The sequence below is a fragment of the Flavisolibacter ginsengisoli DSM 18119 genome, assembly GCF_900129295.1.
GTDB classification, from domain to species: Bacteria; Bacteroidota; Bacteroidia; order Chitinophagales; family Chitinophagaceae; genus Flavisolibacter; species Flavisolibacter ginsengisoli.
The window spans coordinates 365949-388265 of sequence record NZ_FQUU01000001.1; the positions used below are offsets into that span (position 1 = coordinate 365949).

The following is a 22317-nucleotide window of genomic DNA, read 5'->3' on the forward strand; positions in this document are numbered from 1 at the left end:
ATTATTACTAAGTGATTCATAAAGTCAACTTTAGTTGGGCCTATCGTTAATGTATGTTTGATAATCCTGGTTAACTCCTCACCTTTTTATCCATGAATTTGCAGTCAGGACTCCATTTGCGGGGCCTTTACCCATCCATTATTTCTAATGAGTTTATATATGTTTTATCATTATAATCGCACCTTTGCCATCAAAATCAGAATATGTCAGCAGCACAAAAAATAGCACTTGTAACTGGTGGAAGCCGGGGATTAGGAAAAGAAATGGCCTTAAGCCTTGCCAGGAAAGGTATAGATGTGATCATTACCTATCGGGCAAATGAGGAGGAGGCTAGTAATGTTGTCGCAAGCATGCAACAATTAGGTAGAAAAGCAGCAGTGCTTCACCTTGATATGAGCCGTTTTCAGGATCTTGATCAATTTGTAAATGCTATAAAAGGCACTCTTCAAACAGTTTGGCAATCAAACAGTTTTGATTTCCTGGTCAATAATGCTGGCATGGGTGCAACAGTTCCCTTTGAACAGGTAACTGAAGACCTATTTGACGAGTTTATGAACGTTCATTTTAAAGGTGTTTATTTCTTAACCCAAAAATGTATACCCTTACTGAATCATGGGGGAAGGATCATAAATATATCTTCCGGAACTACCAGGTTCAGCAACCCGGGGTACTCTGTTTATGCCTCTATGAAAGGAGCCATAGAGGTTTTTACCCGCTACCTTGCTAAAGAATTAGGAACGAAAGGTATAGCCGCAAACGTTGTAGCTCCAGGTCCTATCGAAACAGATTTTAATAATGCAGCCATCCGCAATAATCCTAATATGAAAGGAATTCTAAGCTCCTTAACTCCATTGGGTCGCGTAGGCACTTCCGAAGACATTGGTGGTGTGGTGGCTTTTTTATGTAGTGAAGAAGGACGTTGGATTAACGGGCAAAGAATTGAGGTCAGTGGAGGCATCAACTCATGATAAACCCGCTTGTAGATCTTACATTACAGATCGCATTTGAAGCTTCACCACAAGGGGTGCTTTTCGGAATTCAGAAAGGCAGCGGAAGTCATTATGAAACTATTCAGCCACAAATCGGAAATGGCAAGACGCTTTATTTTGAATGTACCATCAGGATGAAAAAGGATCAAAATGGTCAAATAGACTTTTCAGGCCCTATAGTGCAGGGATCTCCGGGTATCCGCTTTATCTATATAGATATTGGCACTGCCGCCGGACAGCATGGTAGTGAATGGAGCAGGCGATTGAAGATACCATTGTCAGGCTATTTGCATCCAGGCGATGATCTTACCAGCCTGCCTGGTGGCATTACCTTCCAGGCAACCATCAATGCCATTGGTAAAGATGGGAGTCCTGCCTGCGGTACAGTAAAGAATTTTAAAGGCTGGATCATTGTCTAGACAGGGATAATGCCTGATTTAAATCTCATACCTTTTATTGTCCGTTTCATACAGCAACTATAGCAGGTAGTTACATAAGATAAGCCGGAAATTTTCTATATTTCTACCTTAGTAAAAACTGCCATGAGACAAAAATTAATTCTGCTCTTCATTTTATTACAGATTGCCATTATTTCCAGTGCTCAATCAAATGACAGTGTCCGGGTATTTGTAGACAGTGCATTAAATATCATGCAACGCAGGTCAATATTTGCCAGTTCACTGAATTGGATGGTAATCCGTGATAGTGCCCATAAAATGTCAGCTAAGGCCACTAACTATGCTGAGGCAATTCCAGCCATTCAGTTTGCTTTCAATCTCCTCCAGGATAAACATGGGTGGCTTGATTTAAATGGTGTACAATATTTCAACCCATTTGTAAAAAGGGATGAAAGCAGGATCAATGAACAAACTTTGAAAGCTATAGTCAGAGCTCCCATAAAAAGTGCGCTTTTAGAAAAGGGCTATGCCTACCTGGCAATACCTTTCACTAATGGACAAACGAAAGATAAGATGAACAGGTTTGCCCAGCAGGTGCAGGATTCATTATGTAAGGTTGTTACTTCTACCACCAAAGGACTGGTCATTGATCTTAGGTTAAATGGCGGTGGCAATGTATTTCCTATGATCATCGGGATCATAAATGTGCTGGGAGATGGTAATTATACAGAATCTGTCAATAGCCTTGGAGAAAAAGAAGGAGAACTGGTAATTAAGGGACAGCAGATCACTCTCTTGGATACTATCGTGGTTAAACTACAGAAAAGCTGTGGCGACCTTACCGGGTTACCAGTGGCCGTATTGACCGGGCCCGCAACCGGCAGTTCAGGCGAACAGTTAGCCATTATCCTTTCTATGAGAAAGAATACCATTTTGATAGGAGAAAATACAGCAGGATATACAACAGGAAACAATGGATTTCTTTTACCCGGAACTGATAATGGCATCGTTATCGGTGAATCTTACACAAGGGATAAGGCAGGCAAAATATATCTAGGCGAAGTGAGCCCTTCTATCTATGTTATAGGAGGAGATAATTTTATTGACTTCACCAAAGACATTAAGATACAATCTGCGCTAAAATGGTTGAAACAACAGGGAAGTAAACCCCTAAAGCGAAAGCAGTAAAGCTAGACATTTTATTAGCCTATTTGCAACAAATCACACAAATCCAAGACTTGCATACCCTAATTTTTTGGGTAAAAGGCGGATGCTCATTGCCTAACCTCATCCATAAATCAATAGTCGAAATAATACAATAAGTTGGAGCAAATATGCTCTAACTTTATAAGGACCATTATCAGTATCTCTCATCCTTAAACCTGAATTTATGAATACTGAACTTACTGCCGAAAAAACAACCCAGTTAAAAGGCCAGTTAACTCCTTCAAAGATCATGCAGGTTGGCATGGGCTTCTGGGCTTCCAAAGCACTGTTAAGTGCAGTACATTTTGAACTATTTACACTTTTAGGTCCTGGTCCATTATCGGCACATGACATACAGGAAAAATTATCATCCAAAGCTTCAATCCGTCACATTTACGACTGGCTGGACACCCTCGTTTCACTTGGATTTCTTGAAAGAAAAGGTTTGCTGGATCAAGCTGTTTATTCCAATGCTGAAGACACCGACTTTTTTCTTGACATGAAGAAGCCCGGGTATATGGGTGGCATACTTGAAATGGCCAATAACAGGTTGTATAAACACTGGATGAACCTCGATGAAGCCCTGCTTACCGGCCAGCAACAAAATGAGAGCAAGGATGACCCTCATGGGAATATGGATTTTTTTTCCAAATTATACCAGGATCCCGGAAAACTCCAGGAGTTTATGAACGCCATGAGTGGCATACAAACCGGTAACTTCATAGCACTCTCCAATAAGTTTAATTTTGATAACTATTCCAGCCTGCTTGATGTGGGCGGTGCTGACGGATGGTTAAGCATACAGGTTTGCCTGCATCATACCGATATTCAATGCACTACATTTGACCTTCCTCCCATAGAGCCGCTGGCAAAAAAGAAGATAGAATCATATGGACTGAAAGACCGCATACAATTCATGCCTGGCGACTTCTTTAAAGATGAACTTCCAAAAGCTGATATTATAGTCATGGGAAATATACTTCATGGCATGAATGAAGAGGGCAAACTGCAATTGCTTGATAAAGTATTCAAGACCTTACCTGATGGTGGTGTATTTATGACGGTCGAAAACATCATTGACAACGAAAGAAGACAAAATACTTTCGGGTTGTTAATGAGCCTCAATATGTTAATAGAAAACGGCGATGCCTTTGATTATACTTTGGATGATTTTAAAAACTGGACTTCCAGGGCTGGTTTCAAACGTGTTGAATTGTTACCACTTAGCGGCCCTACCAGCGCAGCAATAGCATATAAATAAATGTCGGTAGACCAAAGACAATTATAAAATAGTTACAGGCTTATAGCAAAAAAAGGACAATATAAAGGGCTCTATAAGAAAATGGAATGACCTATTTATTTAGTCATCTATAAGATAAGAGGCTTTACATAATTGTTCTTTCACCTTCCCTACTGAAGTACATTTCGATGATCCTCCCTAGGATTCAATTTTATCAATCTAAATCAAAATGTATGAAAGTTATCAGCAAGTTTCTCCTCATTATCCTGGGCATGGCATGTTACCAAACAGAACTTCATAGCCAGCAAAATAAAATATCAGGTATAATGTTTTCCAGTTCTTCCAATGAAGCGCTTACATCGCTGCAGGAAGGAATAAAATTCTATGATCTTAATGAGAACAAAAAGGCACATGGTTACTTTGAAAAAGCGATACAACAGGATCCTAAATTGACAATGGGCTACCTATTGCTAGCTGACCAGGCTAACTCCCCTGGCGAATTTGTAAAGTATTTGGACAAGGCAAAAGAGAACCTTACCAATGCCAGCGATTGGGAAAAGATGTACTATACCTATGATGAAACATTTTTAAGTGATGATCTAAATAAGCGCCTGGACGCTGCGCAGAAAATAGTAGCTAAATTTCCTGACGTTCCACGCGCCTATCTCATGCTTGGGAATGCCTACGCTGAAACAAATGACTTTGCCCATGCCCGGCTCAATTATCAAAAGTCAATTGCAACTGATCCCAAATGGACTGGTGGCTATTATGCACTAAGCAATTCTTTTTTATTCCAGGACCCAAAGAATTTTAAACAAGCTGAGGCCAATGCTGCAAAGCTTACAGAACTGGCACCCGAAAGTTCTGGTTCGTTTATTTTATTAGGAGATACATACAGGGCCCAAAATAATATGCAGAAAGCCTACGAATCCTATTCTAAAGCAGTAATGCTTGATCCTGAATCTCCCACAGCACTTTATAAGAGAGGTCATGCAGAAACTTTTTTAGGTGAATACGAAAAAGCAAGGGCAGATTACCAACAAGCCGGCTCCCTGGATGTTTCTCCTGGTTTTGCTATACAGGTCATTTCCTTTACTTATTTATACCAGGATCAACCTGGTAAAGCCATGCAGGTTTTATTGGATGAAGCCCAGAGAACGGGTGATGTGAAAGATGCCAACAGGGATGTTGTAGATAAATTCCAGTTATTAACCACGGCGGCACAAATAGCTTTTCATACCGGGGATGCCAACAAACTGGAAACAATTATCAATATGCTTGAACCTGTTTCTGAATCAATGGGAAAAAGTATTGGAACCAACGAAGGAATAATAAACCAAAAGAGCAATATGCTTTATTGGCAAGGAATGGTGAAAACATTGAACAGGGATCTTATGAATGCAATGGCAAAAGCAACGGAAATGAAACACATGCTGGAACCTATTCAAAATCCGCGCAAACTGGAAGCTTATGAAGAATTATTAGGTCATATTAACTATTACCAGAAGAACTATAAGGAAGCTACCCAACATTTTGCAAAGACCAATCCCCTCGATATCTATCAACGTTATTGGTTAGCCAGGTCTTATGAAGCATCTGGAAAAAAAGACAAGGCAGAAGCTATATATAAAGAGATAGCTGATTACAATTTTAATAACATTGGTTTCGCACTGGTGCGCAATGATGTAAAGAAAAGATTGTAATAAGTGTAATATATAAAGGGCCCACCAGGCAGGTGGGCCCTTGATTATTTGATAAATACCGCAAATTAAGCTATGGCCAGGTCAGCCTTTTTCGCTTTCTCACCGATCATGATCTCATTATGACAGGCCTGCCAGGTGGTAAAACCTCCTGAAAGATTGTTTACTTTTTCAAAACCGCTTTGTTTCAAAATGCGGTATGCCAGGTAGCCTCTTAAACCAACCTGGCAATAAATATTGATACCAGCATAAGTACGCAACTCTTCCAAATGATTTCTTAATTCATCAACAGGAAAAGAAAGGGCTCCCGGGATATGAGCTTTATTATATTCTTCGCGGGTGCGGACATCTATAAGCACTTCGTTTTCTTTTACAGCCTCAACTTCATCCCAATAAAATAACGACAATTGACCCGCCAGTATATTCTCGGCAACAAAACCTGCAATATTCACAGGATCCTTAGCTGAAGAAAATGGAGGTGCATAGGCATGCTCAAATTCCGTCAATTCATGAATGGTGCTTTCCCGTTTAATAGCAGAAGCCAGAAGATCCAGGCGCTTATCAACTCCCTTAAACCCGGCCACTTGTGCGCCCAGCAATTGGCCCGTGCCTGGAGCAAAACAGAGTTGAATACTCATTTGCTTAGAACCAGGATAATAACCGGCATGTGAACCACTATGTGTGGTGGATACTAAATGATCTATTCCTGCAGCCTGCAGGTGTTTGGATGCCATACCCGTGGTGCCTACCGTCATATCAAACACTTTCACAATAGCTGTATTGATGGAACCAGGATATTTTTGAACATTGCCCAGCACCATATTATTGGCACAAATGCGGCCTTGTTTGTTAGCAGGACCAGCGAGGTAAGTACTCATTGATCTGCCGGTTAGCGGGTTAGGAAATTCTATAGCATCCCCCACTGCATAAATATCAGGGTCAGAGGTCTGCAAATATTCATTCACTTTAATACCTTTTGATGCTCCCAGTTCAAGCCCGGCTGCCTGGGCAAGCCTGGTATCGGGCCTCACACCGATAGATAAAATAACCACATCAGCATCAATGGGCTCTGCATCCTTCAACATTACCCGAACTCCATTCTTTAATTTATCAAACCCCGTAACGGCTGAAGATAACCGGAGGTCCAGCCCTTTAGACCTGATATGTTGCTGCACAATGGCAGCCAATGGAAAGTCCAGCGGCGCCAACACCTGGTTGCCCATTTCAATAATGGTTACTTTCATTCCCAGGTGGTGCAGGTTCTCTGCCATTTCCAATCCTATAAATCCACCTCCAATGATTACGGCATGCCCCAATCTCCTGTTTTTGGCAAACTCCTTTATCCGGTCCATATCGGGTACAGATCGTAAAGTGAAAATACCATCCAGGTCTATCCCGGGAAGTGGTGGCCGGATAGGTTCAGCGCCGGGTGACAATACAAGCTTGTCATAGCTTTCAGTATAAGTTTCGCCCGTTTTAAGGTCAGTGACAGTAATTAATTTCTGAGCAGTATCTATACTTTTCACCTCTGAATATATCCTGACCTCGATATTAAAACGCTTGTTAAAGCTGGCCACAGTTTGAACAAAAAGCAGGTCGCGGTCATTGATCACCTCACCAATGTAATAGGGCAATCCGCAATTGGCATAAGAAACATACCCGCCTTTTTCAAAGAGTATGATCTCTGCCTGCTCATCCATTCGTCTCAGCCTGGCTGCCGTACTGGCACCTCCGGCAACAGCTCCTATTATTAAGTATTTCATGGCTCCAATTCTATTTCCTACAAAGGTGAACCCTTTAAAATACCCCTTCCATGACTTAGGTCACATGCTAAAAAATCATATACCCTTACCTATATATTTTAATTCAACCTGCTTAACCGCATAAAGTAAACTGTGATTTCATAAAATCAGTAACTATATGATGTATAAGTTTAGATAACTGTTTTATTTTAACCAATATCAATGAATTACAATAGTTATGCGTTGACTCATATCCACTCGTTTCTCCCATCCAGATACCATCTGAATGAATGAAATCCCTTCACAGGGAAAGAGAAATATATTCCAGGCAGGATTAAAAAACTTTCAGGCAATTGCAATTTTAAACTGACTTCTGTTTAACACCGCTCACTCTTCCTGTATAAGCTCTCTGAACAGCGGACAATAGAGCAGGATGTCCCGAAGATATCCCGAGGATATCCCGAGGATAAGCCGACGATAAGCCGACTCTTATAAAGTCGGGATATCCTCGGGACATCTTTGGCTTATGTATGTGATAATGGTAGGATATGGCGGCTCTCACAATTGTTCCGTAAAGTTTTCGAAAAGGTGGAGATAGCTGGAAATAAGTAGGGAGTTCGCCTACCTATTTTCATTTTATTAATTGAAGTATAATTTCATTTACATGCTATATAATGATGATTATTAATTAAATGTTTAAGTAAAACTGTAAAGCATTACAAGTAGGGAGGTTTGAATAGTTAGAATCATTTATTATTTTACGGTCGAACCGAAAATCCAAACCCCATGAAAAGGATCCTTTCCTTTTTTGCAATAACTGCCTGCATCCATACTATTTATGCCCAACCCTCAAATGATACCCTGGGGACACTGGTAGCGCAAAAGGAAAATATCATTACCTCCTCCACCGTCATTAAAATTGAGAACCTTGGATGGAAGATCAATTCTGAACTGGCTGAATTAAGGCCAACCATTTCAGCAGATGGTAATCTTTTATTTTTCATTTGCGAGAATCACCCCCTGAATACTAAGTTCAATTCTGTCCGTAATTCACAGGACATCTGGTATTCCGAAAGAGATAGTTTTGGCCGCTGGAGTGAGGCAAGACATATGGGATACCCATTAAATACTTACCATTATAATGCGGTTTACTGGGTTTCGCCTGATAATAACCGTATTCTTATACGCAATGCTTTTATCAATGGAGATTATTATGGTAATGGTGTAAGTATGAGCCACCGGCAAGCAAATGGCAGGTGGAGCCCACCGGAGATGCTCAAGATCCGCAATTATGCAAAATACGACCGGGGAAGACAAAATGGTGCCACAATGGCACATGATGGACAGACCCTATTACTTTATATGACTGAGGAAAAAGGTGGCGTTAATAACGACCTGTATGTATGTTTTTTGTTGCCGGACGGAACGTGGTCAGAACCTAAAACACTGGGTAAAAAGATCAATCTCCCGGATTATGATGAAATGACTCCCTACCTGGCCTCAGATGGTGCCACCTTATATTTTAGCAGCAACCGCCCAGGCGGACTTGGAGATAACGATATCTGGATGACAAAACGATTGGATAAGACCTGGCAAAAATGGAGTGAACCGGTAAACCTGGGAGCTCCGATCAACACCCCTGAATGGGATGCATTCTTTACCCTTGATGCCGGTGGCGAATATGCCTATATGACCAGCAGTGACGGAGGCTATGGCGAAAGTGATATAGTGCGGGTAAAACTTCTTGAAAGAGAAAAGCCTGACCACGTGGTACTGGTTAGCGGAAACGTATACAATAAAAAGACATTGCAACCTCTTAGTGCTTCGCTTGTGTATGAAACACTCCCTGATGGAATCGTTGCGGGCAATGGCATGTCCAACCCGGGTGATGGAGCATTTAAAATGGTGTTGCCTTACGATAAGAATTACAGCATCAGGGCCACCGCTGATAAATTTTTCGCCATATCTGAGAACCTGAACCTTGACTCATTAGTAAAGGCGGGATATAAAGAAATTCATAAGGACCTGTACCTGGTACCTATAGAAATAGGCCAGGTGGTGAGATTAAACAATGTATTCTTTGATTTTGACAAGTGGAACCTGAGGCCTGAATCATATGTAGAACTGGACAGGGTGGTAAAACTGCTGCAGGAGAATCCCGCAATTGAGATAGAAATGAGTGCGCATACGGACAGCTATGGTTCGGATGACTATAATTTCAAGTTGAGCGATAACAGGGCAAGATCAGTAATGGAATACATACTTTCCAAAGGAATTGCCACCACGCGCATTACTTCAAAAGGATATGGAGAAACCAAACCAGTGGTTCCGAATGACACTGACGAAAACAGGCAGCTTAACCGCAGGGTAGAGTTTAAAATCCTTAAAAATTAATGTTCTTCACCTTTACAAAAGACCCCTCAATTTGGAGTCTTTTAGTTTTACAATAAGGAAAACCACGACTATTCAAATGACTTATGGGCACCTTTTAACATTTATTTGGCCGACATTGGGGCATTGTAACATATAAAAACATGACGGAACGATAGTAAAACTTACATTGCACGCTATTTGCATAGTAGGTGAGTCCAGCCCCATTCAAAAACTCTCCAAAACTGGCCTTATTGCTGTTTAACAGGATTAACCCGTGGCAGCAGGCGTGAAAGACCTTTTTAATCAATCTAAGCAAATTAAAACATGAAGCATAATAAACATATATTGATCATATCAGACCCTGGACTCAACAGTGTCTTATCTGGTTTCACAGCTATGCCTGGAAATATGCAGGCTTATTTTGCCAGTGATGAAGAAAGAGCAATTGAAATGGCGAACAACCAACATTTTGACCTGGCAGTTATTGATAACACCAATAATTACATTGATAATAAAAAGCTCTCTGTGGTCCTCCCTATATTATTACCGGATATTGAATTGGTAGCATATAAAGGAGAATCATTAACCGAGTTGAAAGAAGAAATTCAGAAGGTATTTGATTTTCAAAAGTACCAACGCATCAAAAGAATGCTTGTTCTGGATTCATCAAGCAGGGAAGATATTAATAAGCTTCCCCCCTTTTCATCCAACTAATACTATAATATAAAAAACACTAAAGCATAATATGAAGTTTCAAAAAGAAGTAGTACCAGTTATACCATCCAAAGATATAGTTACAGGCAATCCTTCGGCAGGCATACAGGTAGTAATGTTTGGAGATTATGAAAGCGATGCCTGTGCAAAAGCAAATGATGTGGTAGCTGAACTGCTTGAAGAATATGATGGAAAGATCAATTTCGTTTTTCGTCACTTCCCATTGACCCGCCTTCACCAGAAAGCGCATAAGGCAGCCGAAGCCTCAATAGGTGCAGGACAGGAAGGAAAGTTTTGGGAAATGCATCAATACTTGTACGGACATCGTAAAAGCCTGGGTATGATCAGCCTGAAATCTTATGCCCGCGAAGTAGGTGTGACAGATAAAAAATTCCTTGATCACCTGATGAACAGCTACTATGGTTGGTTTGTACAGGACGACCTGAAGGATGGGTTGAATCTTGGGGTAACTGATATACCGGCATTCTTTATCAATGGCAAGCGCTTTGACAAAGAGCCATCCTTGAAGAATTTTAAGGCTTATATAAATGACCTCGCGAAAGAATTAGGCAGCAAAGCTGGTAAACCTAAAGAAAAGAAAAAAACCCTGGTAGCAGGATAAGCTTTTTAATAAAGCCTTTTTATAATTTATAAAGAAACGACGCCTTCCATTACATCAGTGGAAGGCTTTTTTTATGGCTATCTGTTTCCAAAGGCGTTTCCCCATCATTGTCATCAATAATTTCACCAGCCTTTTCAAACCGTGTATCGGGCCTGAACCAGATAATGGCAACTACTACATATAATCCAAACCCCACCAAAGGATGAATAAAACTCAGGCAGATCCCGGTAAGGTAAATCAACATAGATATCTTACCCTTTTTATCTGAACCAAGTGATCTTGAAAACATGGAATTTTTACCGTGCAAAAGGGTTAAATTATGCGCCAGTATAGTATAGGAAATAGCCGCCATAAGCAGGATGATCCCATATAGTATGACCGGCCAGGTACTGAAATGATTTTCTCCCATCCAGGCAGTGACAAAGGGTACTAATGAAAGCCAGAAAAGCAATAAAGAATTAGCCCATAGTACAGCACCATTGACATGCTGGGCAGCATGCATCATATGATGGTGGTTATTCCAGTAAATTCCAATATAAACGAAGCTTAGGACATAACTGATAAAAACGGGTATCAATGGCTGCAATGACTGTATTGTATCAGCATGAGGCACTTTCATTTCCAATACCATGATAGTAATGATAATGGCTAATACCCCATCACTAAAAGCTTCCAGTCTTCCTTTTCTCATTGCAACCCTGGCCATAGAATTTTGCAATTATATTTTATAGTTTGAGACAACCGGTACTAAAAGTTCCGGTTGTTTTCAAATACCCAGGTAATTTACAGAATTTATGTCTTCCTCTATTCTCCTCTGATTATATCAAAAGCTTCTATCCCCGGCGACAGTGTTGAATGTAACAACCATTATTTACCATCTTTGCGGTTAAAAGTGGAAAAAGCATGAAAGTGAACGCAGCGATCTTTGACCTGGATGGTACCCTTATAGATAATAATTCTTACCACCTGCAATCATGGTTACAATACCTGAAGGACATGAACAGGCAGATGTCGGAAGAAGAATACAAGGCCAATGTGAACGGGCGCACCAATAAAGATGTCATTGAATACATCTACCAGCGTAAGATGGATGATGAGGAAGCCATGAAATATGCACATGAAAAAGAAGCCATTTACAGGCAGCTTTATGCACCTTACATCAAGCCCGTAGCCGGGCTGCTGGAACTGCTGGAAAAGCTAAGATCATTATCTATACCTATGGCCATTGCTACTTCGGGTATCCAGGTAAATATTGATTTTTTATTCGAACACATTCCGATACGCTCCTATTTTGACGTGATTGTAAATTCAGCCCATATTTCAAAGGGAAAGCCTGACCCCGAGATCTATATAAAAACGGCAGAACTGCTGAAGGTTTCTCCTGCCGAATGCCTGGTATTTGAAGACGCGGTAGTTGGCATCAATTCGGCAAAAGCCGCAGGTATGAAAGTGGTTGGTGTTCTTACCACGCATAAGGCTGAAGAACTATCTGGTGCAGATATATTGATAAAAGATTTTTCAGAACTGGTTGCGGAAGAAAACAGCTTTGAACAGGTAACTTCCGGTTTGTAAAAATTTTATATCTTTTATAATTTATGCAGGAATCAGAGATCATTTCCAGGGAAAAAGAATGGATGGATGCCTGGATAGCTAAAGATGTTTCAGTCTTCAGGGATATATTGTCTGATGATTTTTTGTTAAGCAGCGCCAGGGGAAACTTAATGGAAAAGACTGAATGGATCAACAATGCTTCCGGCCCTTTTACATGTAAATCTTTTATATGGAAGGAAATCAAAGTGCGGACATATGGAAATACTGCAGTAGTAAATGCTTTTGTGGAGCAGGTGGCCTCGGTGGGTGAAAAAGACTGGAGTGGCTTCTTCATGCTCACAGATGTATGGGTGCAGCAAAATGGAAAGTGGCAGGTCGTTTCACGTCATGGTACAGGACCATTGGCAGATCAATAAAATAATAGGATTAATTACATGAACTCATTTCAATTCTCCCCATTTCCGGTATTGGTTACTGAAAACCTGCTGTTAAGGCAGTTGGCCATAAGTGATGCACCAGACATATTAGAATTGCGAAGCAATGAACAGGTGAATAAGTATCTAAACCGTAATAAAGCATCATCATTAGAGGATGCACTAACATTTATTGCTCTTATTAATAAGAGCATAGCTAATAATGAATCGATCTACTGGGGGCTGCAACTTAAAGACGATCTACGCATAATTGGAACCATCTGTTTATGGAATCTTTCGCGGCAGGATAACAAGGGAGAATTAGGTTATGAGCTATTACCGGAGTACCAGGGAAGGGGGTTCATGCAGCAGGCCATATCGGAAATCATTGACTATGCATTCAAAATAATGGACATAAAAACCATTGAGGCCTGGACTGTTTCGCAAAACCTTGCTTCAATCAGGATCCTTGAAAAAAATGGTTTTGTAATAAATGAAGAAGCATATGGCGTTATGACTGAAGAAGAAAGGAAAGCAGGTAATATTGTATATACATTGCAAGCAATAGACTGAGTTACATTCTTTGTTTAAAAATTTTAATTTACATAAGACTTTGCTTGCTGATCCTTGCCTAATTTTATAAGGGGTATATTATTTGATGATCATAACAGCACCATGGAATTTGTAGATTATTATAAGATACTTGGCCTGGATAAAAATGCCAGCACAGAGGATATTAAAAAAGCCTACCGTAAGCTGGCAAGGAAACACCACCCTGACCTCAACCCTAATGATAAAGAAGCCCATAAAAAGTTTCAGCAGATCAATGAAGCCAATGAAGTGCTGAGTGATCCTGAAAAAAGAAAGAAATACGACCAGTATGGAAAGGACTGGCAACATGCTGAACAGTTTGAGCAAGCAAGACAACACCAACGTCAACAGCAGCAATATGCAGGGTCGGCAGGTCATGAATTTTCAGGTGATTTTGGAGACACGGATTTTTCTGATTTCTTTACATCCATGTTTGGTGGAGGCAGTCGATCACAAAGAAGTCAAAAAGGATTCAAGGGTCATGACTATGAAGCAGAACTGCATTTGAGCTTGAAAGAAGCTGCCACCACGCACCAGCAAACCCTTACTGTAAATGGTAAGAATATTCGTATCACCATTCATGCGGGAGTGGAGAATGACCAAAAGATCAAACTCAAAGGTCATGGGGCCCCCGGTCATAATGGAGGACCTGCAGGTGACCTTTACATTACTTTTAAAATAAAAGAAGATACCAGGTTCAAAAGGCTGGGAAGTGATCTGTACACCACAGAGCATGTGGACCTGTATACAATGGTTCTGGGTGGGGAGGTAATGATAGACACACTGAATAGTAAGCTGAAACTAAAAGTGGCCCCCGGCACTCAAAATGGAACAAAGGTCAGGCTAAAAGACAAAGGTTTTCCGGTATACAGGCAGGAGGGACAACATGGTGATCTATATGTTACCTACGAGGTAAAACTCCCGACAGTGTTGTCTGAAAAAGAAAAAGAATTGTTTACCCAATTGTCAAAACTAAAATCATGACCATGGCAAATGAAAACCTGATTCCAGCACAAGAGTTTTGTATCCATCATAATATAGAGATATCTTTTATTGATTCCTTGCAGGAATATGGACTACTTCAGGTTCATACCATGGAAGGAGCAGGATATATAGATGAAGAACAACTGGAAGAGCTTGAAAAAATGGTTCGTCTTCATTACGACCTGAATATAAATATGGAGGGTATTGATGCCATCAGGCATTTATTACAGCATATGCATTCCTTACAGCATGACCTGGTAGCATTGCGCAACAGGTTACGCTTATATGAAACAGGTGATTGATTTTTTAGGATATTAGCTTCATGATCTATTACCGCATTGTATTTTTCTTCTTTTTGCTTTGTCATATCTCCGCAAAAGGCCAGGCTAAAAACGATCCCTGGCTAAAGGAAATACTGGAAAAAAAAGGCTCTCCCCTACTGCAACATGTGCTGTCAAACCCAGACAGCTTTCAATACCAGGTGATCTATACAAGAATAAACAGGGATAAACATAACAAACCTCATTTCAGGAATTACTATGTAAACGTTGACCGCAACCGGTATTTTAATCCTGCTTCTACAGTGAAACTTCCCACAGCATTAGCGGCCCTGGAAAAGATCAATAAACTTAGGAAACAAGGAATTGATAAAAATACCACGATGCTCACAGATAGTTCTTATGAGGGTGAAACCAGTATAGCCACGGACACTTCATCAGCCAATGGCCTGCCATCTGTGGCACAGTATATAAAAAAAATATTCCTGGTTAGTGACAATGATGCCTATAACAGGCTCTACGAATTTGTAGGACAGGAACAATTAAATAGAACTTTGCAAAAGAAAGGTTATAAAGATGTTCGCATTACCAGGAGGTTTGTTCCTATGAATGAAGAAGAGAACAGGCACACCAATGCCATAAGATTTATGAAGGAAGGAAATATCATTTATGAACAACCCGCTGCTTATAGCCAATACCATTTTGACTTTTCAAAGAAAATAAATATTGGCAAAGGCCATTACAACTGGAAGGACAGTCTTATCCAGGAACCAATGGACTTTACCACGCACAACAACCTTCCCCTGGAAGACCTGCAACAGATGCTGCGATCTGTCATGTTTCCGCAATCCTTGCCCCGAAAGAAAAGGTTCAACCTGGGGCAGGAAGACCTGGCTTTCCTGTATCAGTATATGTCCGCTTACCCTTCAGAAAGTCATTTTCCAACTTATGACACCACTGAATATTTTGACAGTTATACAAAGTTTTTCTATAAAGCAGGAAGACAAAAACCACCTCCCTACATACACATTTATAATAAACCAGGTTGGTCCTATGGATTCTTAACGGATGCAGCCTATGTAACCGATTCCAGGAATGGTATTGAATTCATGTTGTCTGCCGTAATATATGTAAATAGGGATGGAATACTGAACGATGATAAATATGAGTATACGGAAGTGGGTTATCCTTTCTTTAAAGACCTATATGAAGTAATCTACAATATGGAAAAGGAAAGAAAAAGAAAATACGTTCCCACCTTTTCACATTAAAGCCATGACTTTAAACCTTTGATGAACCTGGTTCTCATGAGCTGAAAATTGTTTTCATTTCCGGCCTCATCTATTAATATACATTTCATGAAGTGTACCTTTCCAAAAAAATAATTATGCGAATAAAACCATTGGGTAACCAGGGATTAAAAGCATCTGAACTTGGATTGGGCTGCATGGGCATGAGTGATTTTTATGGAAGCAGGAATGATGAAGAATCTACCAGGGTAATTCAGCATGCCTACGATTTAGGTATAAATTTCTTTGACACAGCAGATATGTATGGTCCTTATACCAACGAGATACTGGTGGGCAAGGCAATAAAACCCTTTAGAAAGGATTGCACGCTGGCTACAAAATTTGGCATTGTAAGAGATCCTAACGATCCTTCACGCCGGGGCATAAATGGAAAGCCGGAATATGTACGTAGTTCCTGCGAGAACAGCCTCAAAAGACTGGATGTAGAAGTAATTGACCTGTATTACCTGCACAGGAAAGATCCTGACACACCTATAGAAGAAACTGTTGGAGCGATGTCTGAACTGGTGAAGGAAGGAAAGGTGCGAGGTATTGGATTAAGCGAAGTAAATGCTGACACTTTACGGAAGGCACATACAGTGCATCCCATCACAGCGTTACAATCCGAATATTCCTTATGGACCAGGGAGCCCGAGGATGGCATACTAGATACCTGTAGAGAATTGGGAATAGCATTTGTTGCCTATAGCCCGCTTGGCAGAGGTTTTTTAACAGGCCAGATCAAAAAATTTGAAGATTTTGAACCAGGAGATTACAGGCGTTTTTCTCCCCGATTCCAGGGAGAAAACTTTGACAAGAACCTACAATTGGTACAAAAGATGGAAGCAATGGCCAGAATGAAAGGATGCACGGTATCTCAATTGGCATTAGCCTGGGTGCTTTCGCAGGGTGACCAAATATTTCCTATACCAGGGACGAAGCGTATTAAATACCTGCAGGAAAATGTGCGGGCCCTCGATGTATCCCTAAGCCCTGAAGAATTAAAAGATATAGATGCTATAGCGCCTAAAGGAGTGGCAGCTGGTTCAAGATATCCTGAATCTGCAATGACATCAGTAGGGCGTTAAAACACATGATTATACCCGGATATTAGTGCTTTTACTTAGAATATTTACTATTAGAAGCAAATTTGGATCATAAATATGCGCTGGCATTTACCAATTCTTTAAAGCTAGGTTAGTTTTATAAAAACCGTTCCATGAAAACACTAAGCTTAATTTCTTTCTCCCTTGTAATGGGATGCCTGCTACTATCCTGTAGTAAAAACGAAAAAGCAGTTCCTATTAAGTTGCTGCTTACAGATAACCCTGCGGCTTACGACTTAGTCAACATTCATATACAGGGAATAAAAGTAAAAATGAATACTGAAGAAGATAACTGGATCAGCGTGCAAGCCAAAGATACCACTGTCAACCTGCTTGATCTGCAGAATGGAGTAACAACAGTTATTGCGCAGGACAATGTACCTGCAGGAGTATTAAAAGAAGTAAGGTTTATTTTGGGTTCGGACAATTATGTAGTTGTTGATGGCATCCGCCATGATCTTCAAACACCAAGTGCTGAAGATTCAGGATTAAAGATCAAAATAGACAAAGAACTGGGAGAAACCCTAAATACATTTGTGCTTGATTTTGATGCTGCCTTGTCAATCAAAGAGCAAAATGGAGCCTATAAATTAATGCCCGTGATCAAGTTGAAATAAGTTGCATTGCAAATAAATAGAAACCCGCCAATTGGCGGGTTTTCTTTTTAGGATATGCCTGTCCTTTAGTTTTTTCCAAAGCTGGAATGCTACAAGCATGAGGTTAATATTAGGAAGGTTTAATATTTTTTATAAACCCCTCAATTGTACGTAACTTTTAAAGGTTAATAATTATATCACCTTAAACCTTAACCATGCCTATTGTAAAAGTTATCGAAGTAATTGCCTCCTCTGAGACAAGCTTCGACGATGCTATCAAAAATTGTTTGGAAGAAGTATCCAAAACAGTTCACAATATCGACTCTATTTATGTAAAGGATTTCAAAGTCCATGTAAAAGATGGAAAACTTGCATCTTATGGTGTTATATGCAAAGTATCATTCCGTGTAGATAAAAGTTGATTGTAACCAGTATTCTTTTTTTATTAATTACATACATTATGCTAGAAAATCTAATCAATCTTGTACGCGAGCAATCAGGAAACGTTCTTCAAAATAATCCTGCAATACCGGCTGACAAGAGCCAGGAAGCAGCACAAACGGCAGGGAATTCTATATTAGCTACTTTACAGGGAGCACTTTCAGGGGGGCAACTAAATGAAGTACTTGGCTTTTTCAAAGGAGGAGGTTCTTCCGCACCCGGGCTGGTACAACAAGCCACTGGAAATTATGCACAGGACCTTCAAAATAAATTAGGCCTTGATCCTACCCAGGCTCAATCGGTTGCAGAACAAGTGGTGCCGGGCACAATGAATCAACTTGCATCTAAAGCAGCCGATCCTGCTGATAACAGTTTTGATTTACAAAGCATATTTAATCAACTGAGTGGTGGAAAAACGGGCGGTATAGACATCAAGAGTATGCTGAACCGGTTCGGAGGTGGAAAACTGGATAAAGATGGTGATGGCGATGTAGATCTCCAGGACCTTAAGTCCATGTTTTCTGGCGGTGGGGTAATGGATACCGTGAAAGGATTATTTAAATGAACGTGAAATATCAAAGTAAGACCAGCCATTAGGCTGGTTTTTTAATTTAAACTAAGTAGTATTCCGTAAAGGTCAAAAAAAAGAGCTTGTTATAGTTGGCCTTATTTGCAAATACAAATGATTGTATTATCTTGATTATCCATTCATCCTAATAAAAACAATTTGATCTCATGAAAACCCAACTAAAGAGGCTAAGCAGCCTGCCATCTGCTTCCATTTTACGAACATTTTTCATCTCTTTACTATTCCTTTCCTTTGTTCTGTTAACACTATACATTTTGATCAATAGTCCTGCATAACAAGAGGGCTATTTATAAAACAGCCCTCTTTATTCTGTCGATTCTTTAAGTAATATTATCCTACATTGGTCTTGCTATTGGTTTACCCTGTGGAGTAAGATAATGTACGGTACCAATGTTTAATTCATGAATGCCTTTTTCGATTTTGGCCTTATCTCCCACAATCACCCACACAAGGTTATTTGGTTTTACCACTTTCCCTGCCGCTTTTTGAACCTGGTCTAATGTCATTTGTTGTAATAAAGCCGGATAGGTTTTGAGATATTCTGATCCTCTACCATAATTGATTGCTTCTTTGAGCGAAGACATTACAGACCAGTTTGTTTCCCAGATACCAGGAAGTTGCATAACGGTATTCACCTTAACTTTTGAGAACTCCTCTGCTGTAGCAGGTTTAGAGGCAATATAATCAGACAATTCCTTTTGCAGTTCTATAATGGATTCCTTAGTCTTATCTGTTTGAACCGGTGCATATACTGCAAAGAAACCTGGCCCTTTAGCATCCACATTTACAGAACCGGAACCATAAGACCAATGTTTGTCTTCCCTGAGGTTCATATTTACCCGCGAGGTGAATTCACCGCCCAATATCCTGTTCATCATTATTATGGCCTCATGATCCTTATCACTTCCGGTAGTGCTGATCTCTGCGGCCAGTATAATTGATTGCTGTGCTTCGGGCTTGTCCATGATATAAACGACAGGCTTTTCAGCTATAGCAACATCTTTGATATTTTTTTGAGGTACAATTGAAGTTTTCCAGGACCCCAATTTAGCTTCCAGTTTATTCTTCAAATCATTTTCTTTAATATCCCCTACCACCACAAGTGTAGCATTATTAGGCGCATACCAGGATTTGTGAAAAGCAAGAAGATCGTTCCTGGTCATTTTAGACACCGAAGCTTCTGTACCTGAACCTGTGAAAGGATTACTGTAAGCATGGTCCTTTCCGTATAATAATTCAGGCAAAACACGCAAACCCATGGCAAATGGCTGCGCTTCTTCCTGTTTAATATTTAAAATTTGTTCCTTTTGCACCCGCTCAAAATCCTTTTGCGGGAAGGATGGATGCATCAAAATATCAGCATATAAATTCAATGAATTATCAAAGTTTGTCTTCAGGGCTGAAAGATCCAGGTAAGAATTATCAAGATTTGAGTAGCTGTATATGGATGCTCCCATGTCATCTGACTGGTCACTGATCTGGAGGGAAGTTCGTGTTGCCGTTCCTTCTTTCATCATTTTACCAACCATGGAGGCAAGACCTGCAAGGTCCTTTTGATCTGCAGCATAACCCGCATTTACCATTAGTGACATATTAACAACAGGTACTGAATTCCGTTCTACCAGGTACACATTCAGTCCATTACTCAATTTGAATTGTTTTGTTTCAGGAAACTGCACCACAACTTCTTTCCCAAGTGCGGGTTGTTCATTCCTATTCAATGAACTAGCAGTATTTTTAAATTCACCAAATGGTAAAATCTGCAATACATAATCACCATCCGAAATCCAGTCAGCCGCTTGTTTTTTTATATCGGCCGCAGTGGCTTCCTTCATCCATTTTAAAACCTGTTTGTAATGATCTGCACTACCAGAAAAAGTTTCATTCTGTGCCAGTACATCTGACTTCCCTCCAAAACCCCCTATACGTTCAAGCCCTTTAACAAAATTGGCAAACTGGCGTGTTTTTGCGCGTTCGAGTTCAGCCGGAGTAACACCATTTTGCAATACTTTGTGCAATTCCTCATCAATAATATTTTCTACGCGGGATAGTTCAATGCCAGGCTTTGCATCAGCCACAATAAACAATTGACCCCCTATTTCTCTTTGAGCCGTATAGGCATACACATTACTGGTAAGTTGGTCATCATAGACCAGGCGCTTATATAACCTTGAGGTTTTTCCATCTGCCAGTATACTTCTTAATAATTCCAGGTACGTACCTTCTTTTGTACCGTAGCCTGGAATATTCCATGTTTTTTGAAGCCTGGCCTGGGGCACCCTGTCCTGTGCTACCTGGTAATGCCGACCGGTCATTTTGGTGACCCATGCGGTATGCTTTGCAATGGGAGGACTGGCTGGTATATCTCCAAAATAATGTTTTACTTTTTCAACAACCTCATTGGTGTTCACATCACCAGCAATGACAACGATAGCGTTATTTGGTCCATAGTATTTTTTAAACCATTCTTTTACATCCTCAAGTGAAGCAGCATTCAGATCTTCCATTGATCCTATCACAGTCCATGAATAGGGATGACCAGTGGGATAAGTACTTTTCACTGTTAATTCATCAGCTATTGCATACGGCTGGTTCTCCCCTTGCCTTTTTTCATTCTGCACTACTCCCCGCTGCTCATTCAAGCGTGCTGAATCAATTACACCTAATAAATAACCCATGCGGTCGCTTTCTGCCCATAGTACTTTATCCAAAGCACTTACAGGGAACGTTTCGAAATAATTGGTTCTGTCCTCATTGGTAGTTCCATTTAGATCTGTAGCACCAATTGATTCCATCAACTGGAAATAATCCTTATTATAATGTTCACTGCCATTAAACATCAAATGTTCAAATAAATGAGCAAAGCCCGTTTTCCCGGGCTTTTCATTTTTGGAGCCTACATGGTACCAAATATTAAAAGCAGCAACCGGTGCTTTATGGTCTTCATGAACGATCAAAGTAAGACCATTGTCAAGAACGAACTTTTTATAGGGAATATCTATATCCGGATATTTATTTTTATTGGGTTGGGCTATTGAAAAAAAACAAGAAAGCAGTAATACTGTCACCAGGAAGAATGATCTCATAACGTGTAGTTTTATGGTTAAATGTTCTATTACTAAATTTAATTAATTATGCGGCTTTTCAATCCGAATTATTAAGTCCTGGCATAAAGGATATGATTTATGCATGCTTTTTGCTTCCTGATAGTTATTATTATTTTCTCATTTTAAAACATTATGATCATGGAAGACAAGAACATCAGAAGGGAAAACCAGCCAGGACAGCAACAAACGGATTTGGAAGGTCGTGATCAAGAATCGCGTCAACAGGAGCATTCAGGTGAAGATGTAAATGTATCTAACCCTCAACAGGGTACAGAGTGGAGCAACTACAGAACACGTGAGCTAAGTTCCAATGAGAACAACAGTTCGTCAGAAACATTGAATGATGAATAATAAAGAAAACCCGGTGAAAACCGGGTTTTTTCTTCCC

At 40.2% G+C, this 22317-nt stretch carries 22 protein-coding genes; 19 read left to right on the top strand and 3 right to left on the bottom strand.

What is annotated here, in order from left to right; all coding sequences use genetic code 11:
* The first annotated feature begins 203 nt into the window (after positions 1 to 203).
* The 5 genes from BUA53_RS01525 to BUA53_RS01545 all read left to right on the top strand — a co-directional run bounded on the left by BUA53_RS01525 (position 204) and on the right by BUA53_RS01545 (position 5536).
* Entirely contained in the window at positions 204 to 968 is a 765-nt protein-coding gene (locus BUA53_RS01525; RefSeq protein WP_072833469.1) for an SDR family NAD(P)-dependent oxidoreductase, read from the top strand.
* The gene (locus BUA53_RS01530) at positions 965 to 1408 is read left to right on the top strand and encodes a DUF5990 family protein (RefSeq protein ID WP_072833470.1); all 444 of its coding nucleotides are present in this window, start codon (positions 965 to 967) and stop codon (positions 1406 to 1408) included. Before BUA53_RS01525 ends, BUA53_RS01530 begins: the two co-directional genes overlap by 4 nt.
* Positions 1409 to 1531: 123 nt before the next feature.
* The gene (locus BUA53_RS01535) at positions 1532 to 2575 is read left to right on the top strand and encodes a S41 family peptidase (RefSeq protein WP_072833471.1); all 1044 of its coding nucleotides are present in this window, start codon (positions 1532 to 1534) and stop codon (positions 2573 to 2575) included.
* 202 nt (positions 2576 to 2777) lie between these two features.
* Positions 2778 to 3854, top strand: coding sequence for a methyltransferase (locus tag BUA53_RS01540; protein WP_072833472.1), 1077 nt, complete (start codon positions 2778 to 2780; stop codon positions 3852 to 3854).
* 212 nt (positions 3855 to 4066) lie between these two features.
* Positions 4067 to 5536: a tetratricopeptide repeat protein gene (locus BUA53_RS01545; RefSeq protein WP_072833473.1), complete on the top strand. Its 1470-nt coding sequence runs from the start codon at positions 4067 to 4069 to the stop codon at positions 5534 to 5536.
* Between the two features lie 65 nt (positions 5537 to 5601).
* Here the strand turns inward: BUA53_RS01545 and BUA53_RS01550 are convergent, their stop codons facing one another.
* Positions 5602 to 7296 carry an FAD-dependent oxidoreductase gene (locus BUA53_RS01550; protein WP_072833474.1) on the bottom strand — a complete coding sequence of 565 codons (1695 nt, stop codon included), beginning with the start codon at positions 7294 to 7296 and terminating at the stop codon, positions 5602 to 5604.
* A 765-nt stretch (positions 7297 to 8061) separates the two neighbouring features.
* On the opposite strand from BUA53_RS01550, the gene BUA53_RS01555 reads away from it, so the two are divergent.
* From BUA53_RS01555 to BUA53_RS01565, 3 genes are all read left to right on the top strand, one after another.
* Entirely contained in the window at positions 8062 to 9669 is a 1608-nt protein-coding gene (locus BUA53_RS01555) for an OmpA family protein (protein ID WP_084079744.1), read from the top strand.
* 303 nt (positions 9670 to 9972) lie between these two features.
* Positions 9973 to 10362 (top strand): hypothetical protein, encoded by a 390-nt coding sequence (locus BUA53_RS01560; RefSeq protein WP_072833475.1) that lies wholly within the window; start codon positions 9973 to 9975, stop codon positions 10360 to 10362.
* Positions 10363 to 10393: 31 nt separating this feature from the next.
* Entirely contained in the window at positions 10394 to 10984 is a 591-nt protein-coding gene (locus BUA53_RS01565) for a DsbA family protein (protein ID WP_072833476.1), read from the top strand.
* 49 nt (positions 10985 to 11033) lie between these two features.
* On the opposite strand, the gene BUA53_RS01570 is transcribed toward BUA53_RS01565, so the two are convergent.
* Complete coding sequence (locus BUA53_RS01570; RefSeq protein ID WP_245792988.1) at positions 11034 to 11690, bottom strand: TMEM175 family protein; 657 nt, start codon at positions 11688 to 11690, stop codon at positions 11034 to 11036.
* A gap of 197 nt (positions 11691 to 11887) precedes the next feature.
* On the opposite strand from BUA53_RS01570, the gene BUA53_RS01575 reads away from it, so the two are divergent.
* The 10 genes from BUA53_RS01575 to BUA53_RS01620 all read left to right on the top strand — a co-directional run bounded on the left by BUA53_RS01575 (position 11888) and on the right by BUA53_RS01620 (position 18798).
* Positions 11888 to 12556 carry an HAD family hydrolase gene (locus BUA53_RS01575; protein WP_072833477.1) on the top strand — a complete coding sequence of 223 codons (669 nt, stop codon included), beginning with the start codon at positions 11888 to 11890 and terminating at the stop codon, positions 12554 to 12556.
* A 23-nt stretch (positions 12557 to 12579) separates the two neighbouring features.
* On the top strand, positions 12580 to 12951 hold the full coding sequence (locus BUA53_RS01580) for a nuclear transport factor 2 family protein (protein ID WP_072833478.1): 372 nt from the start codon (positions 12580 to 12582) through the stop codon (positions 12949 to 12951).
* 18 nt (positions 12952 to 12969) lie between these two features.
* Positions 12970 to 13521 carry a GNAT family N-acetyltransferase gene (locus tag BUA53_RS01585; protein WP_072833479.1) on the top strand — a complete coding sequence of 184 codons (552 nt, stop codon included), beginning with the start codon at positions 12970 to 12972 and terminating at the stop codon, positions 13519 to 13521.
* A 102-nt stretch (positions 13522 to 13623) separates the two neighbouring features.
* A complete protein-coding gene (locus BUA53_RS01590; RefSeq protein WP_072833609.1) occupies positions 13624 to 14523 on the top strand; it encodes a DnaJ C-terminal domain-containing protein in 900 nt (299 codons plus the stop codon).
* Positions 14520 to 14825 (top strand): chaperone modulator CbpM, encoded by a 306-nt coding sequence (locus BUA53_RS01595; RefSeq protein WP_245792989.1) that lies wholly within the window; start codon positions 14520 to 14522, stop codon positions 14823 to 14825. The genes BUA53_RS01590 and BUA53_RS01595 overlap by 4 nt, the downstream gene beginning before the upstream one ends.
* Before the next feature lie 20 nt (positions 14826 to 14845).
* Positions 14846 to 16072 carry a serine hydrolase gene (locus tag BUA53_RS01600; protein WP_072833480.1) on the top strand — a complete coding sequence of 409 codons (1227 nt, stop codon included), beginning with the start codon at positions 14846 to 14848 and terminating at the stop codon, positions 16070 to 16072.
* A gap of 116 nt (positions 16073 to 16188) precedes the next feature.
* Positions 16189 to 17178, top strand: a complete 990-nt coding sequence (locus tag BUA53_RS01605; RefSeq protein WP_072833481.1) for an aldo/keto reductase — start codon at positions 16189 to 16191, stop codon at positions 17176 to 17178.
* 131 nt (positions 17179 to 17309) lie between these two features.
* Positions 17310 to 17813 carry a DUF4382 domain-containing protein gene (locus tag BUA53_RS01610; RefSeq protein ID WP_072833482.1) on the top strand — a complete coding sequence of 168 codons (504 nt, stop codon included), beginning with the start codon at positions 17310 to 17312 and terminating at the stop codon, positions 17811 to 17813.
* A 194-nt stretch (positions 17814 to 18007) separates the two neighbouring features.
* Positions 18008 to 18214, top strand: a complete 207-nt coding sequence (locus BUA53_RS01615) for a dodecin family protein (protein ID WP_072833483.1) — start codon at positions 18008 to 18010, stop codon at positions 18212 to 18214.
* A gap of 38 nt (positions 18215 to 18252) precedes the next feature.
* Positions 18253 to 18798 (top strand): DUF937 domain-containing protein, encoded by a 546-nt coding sequence (locus tag BUA53_RS01620; RefSeq protein ID WP_072833484.1) that lies wholly within the window; start codon positions 18253 to 18255, stop codon positions 18796 to 18798.
* Positions 18799 to 19157: 359 nt separating this feature from the next.
* Here the strand turns inward: BUA53_RS01620 and BUA53_RS01625 are convergent, their stop codons facing one another.
* Positions 19158 to 21908: a M16 family metallopeptidase gene (locus BUA53_RS01625; RefSeq protein ID WP_072833485.1), complete on the bottom strand. Its 2751-nt coding sequence runs from the start codon at positions 21906 to 21908 to the stop codon at positions 19158 to 19160.
* Positions 21909 to 22067: 159 nt separating this feature from the next.
* On the opposite strand from BUA53_RS01625, the gene BUA53_RS01630 reads away from it, so the two are divergent.
* On the top strand, positions 22068 to 22280 hold the full coding sequence (locus BUA53_RS01630) for a hypothetical protein (protein ID WP_139256305.1): 213 nt from the start codon (positions 22068 to 22070) through the stop codon (positions 22278 to 22280).
* The last annotated feature ends 37 nt before the right edge of the window (positions 22281 to 22317 follow it).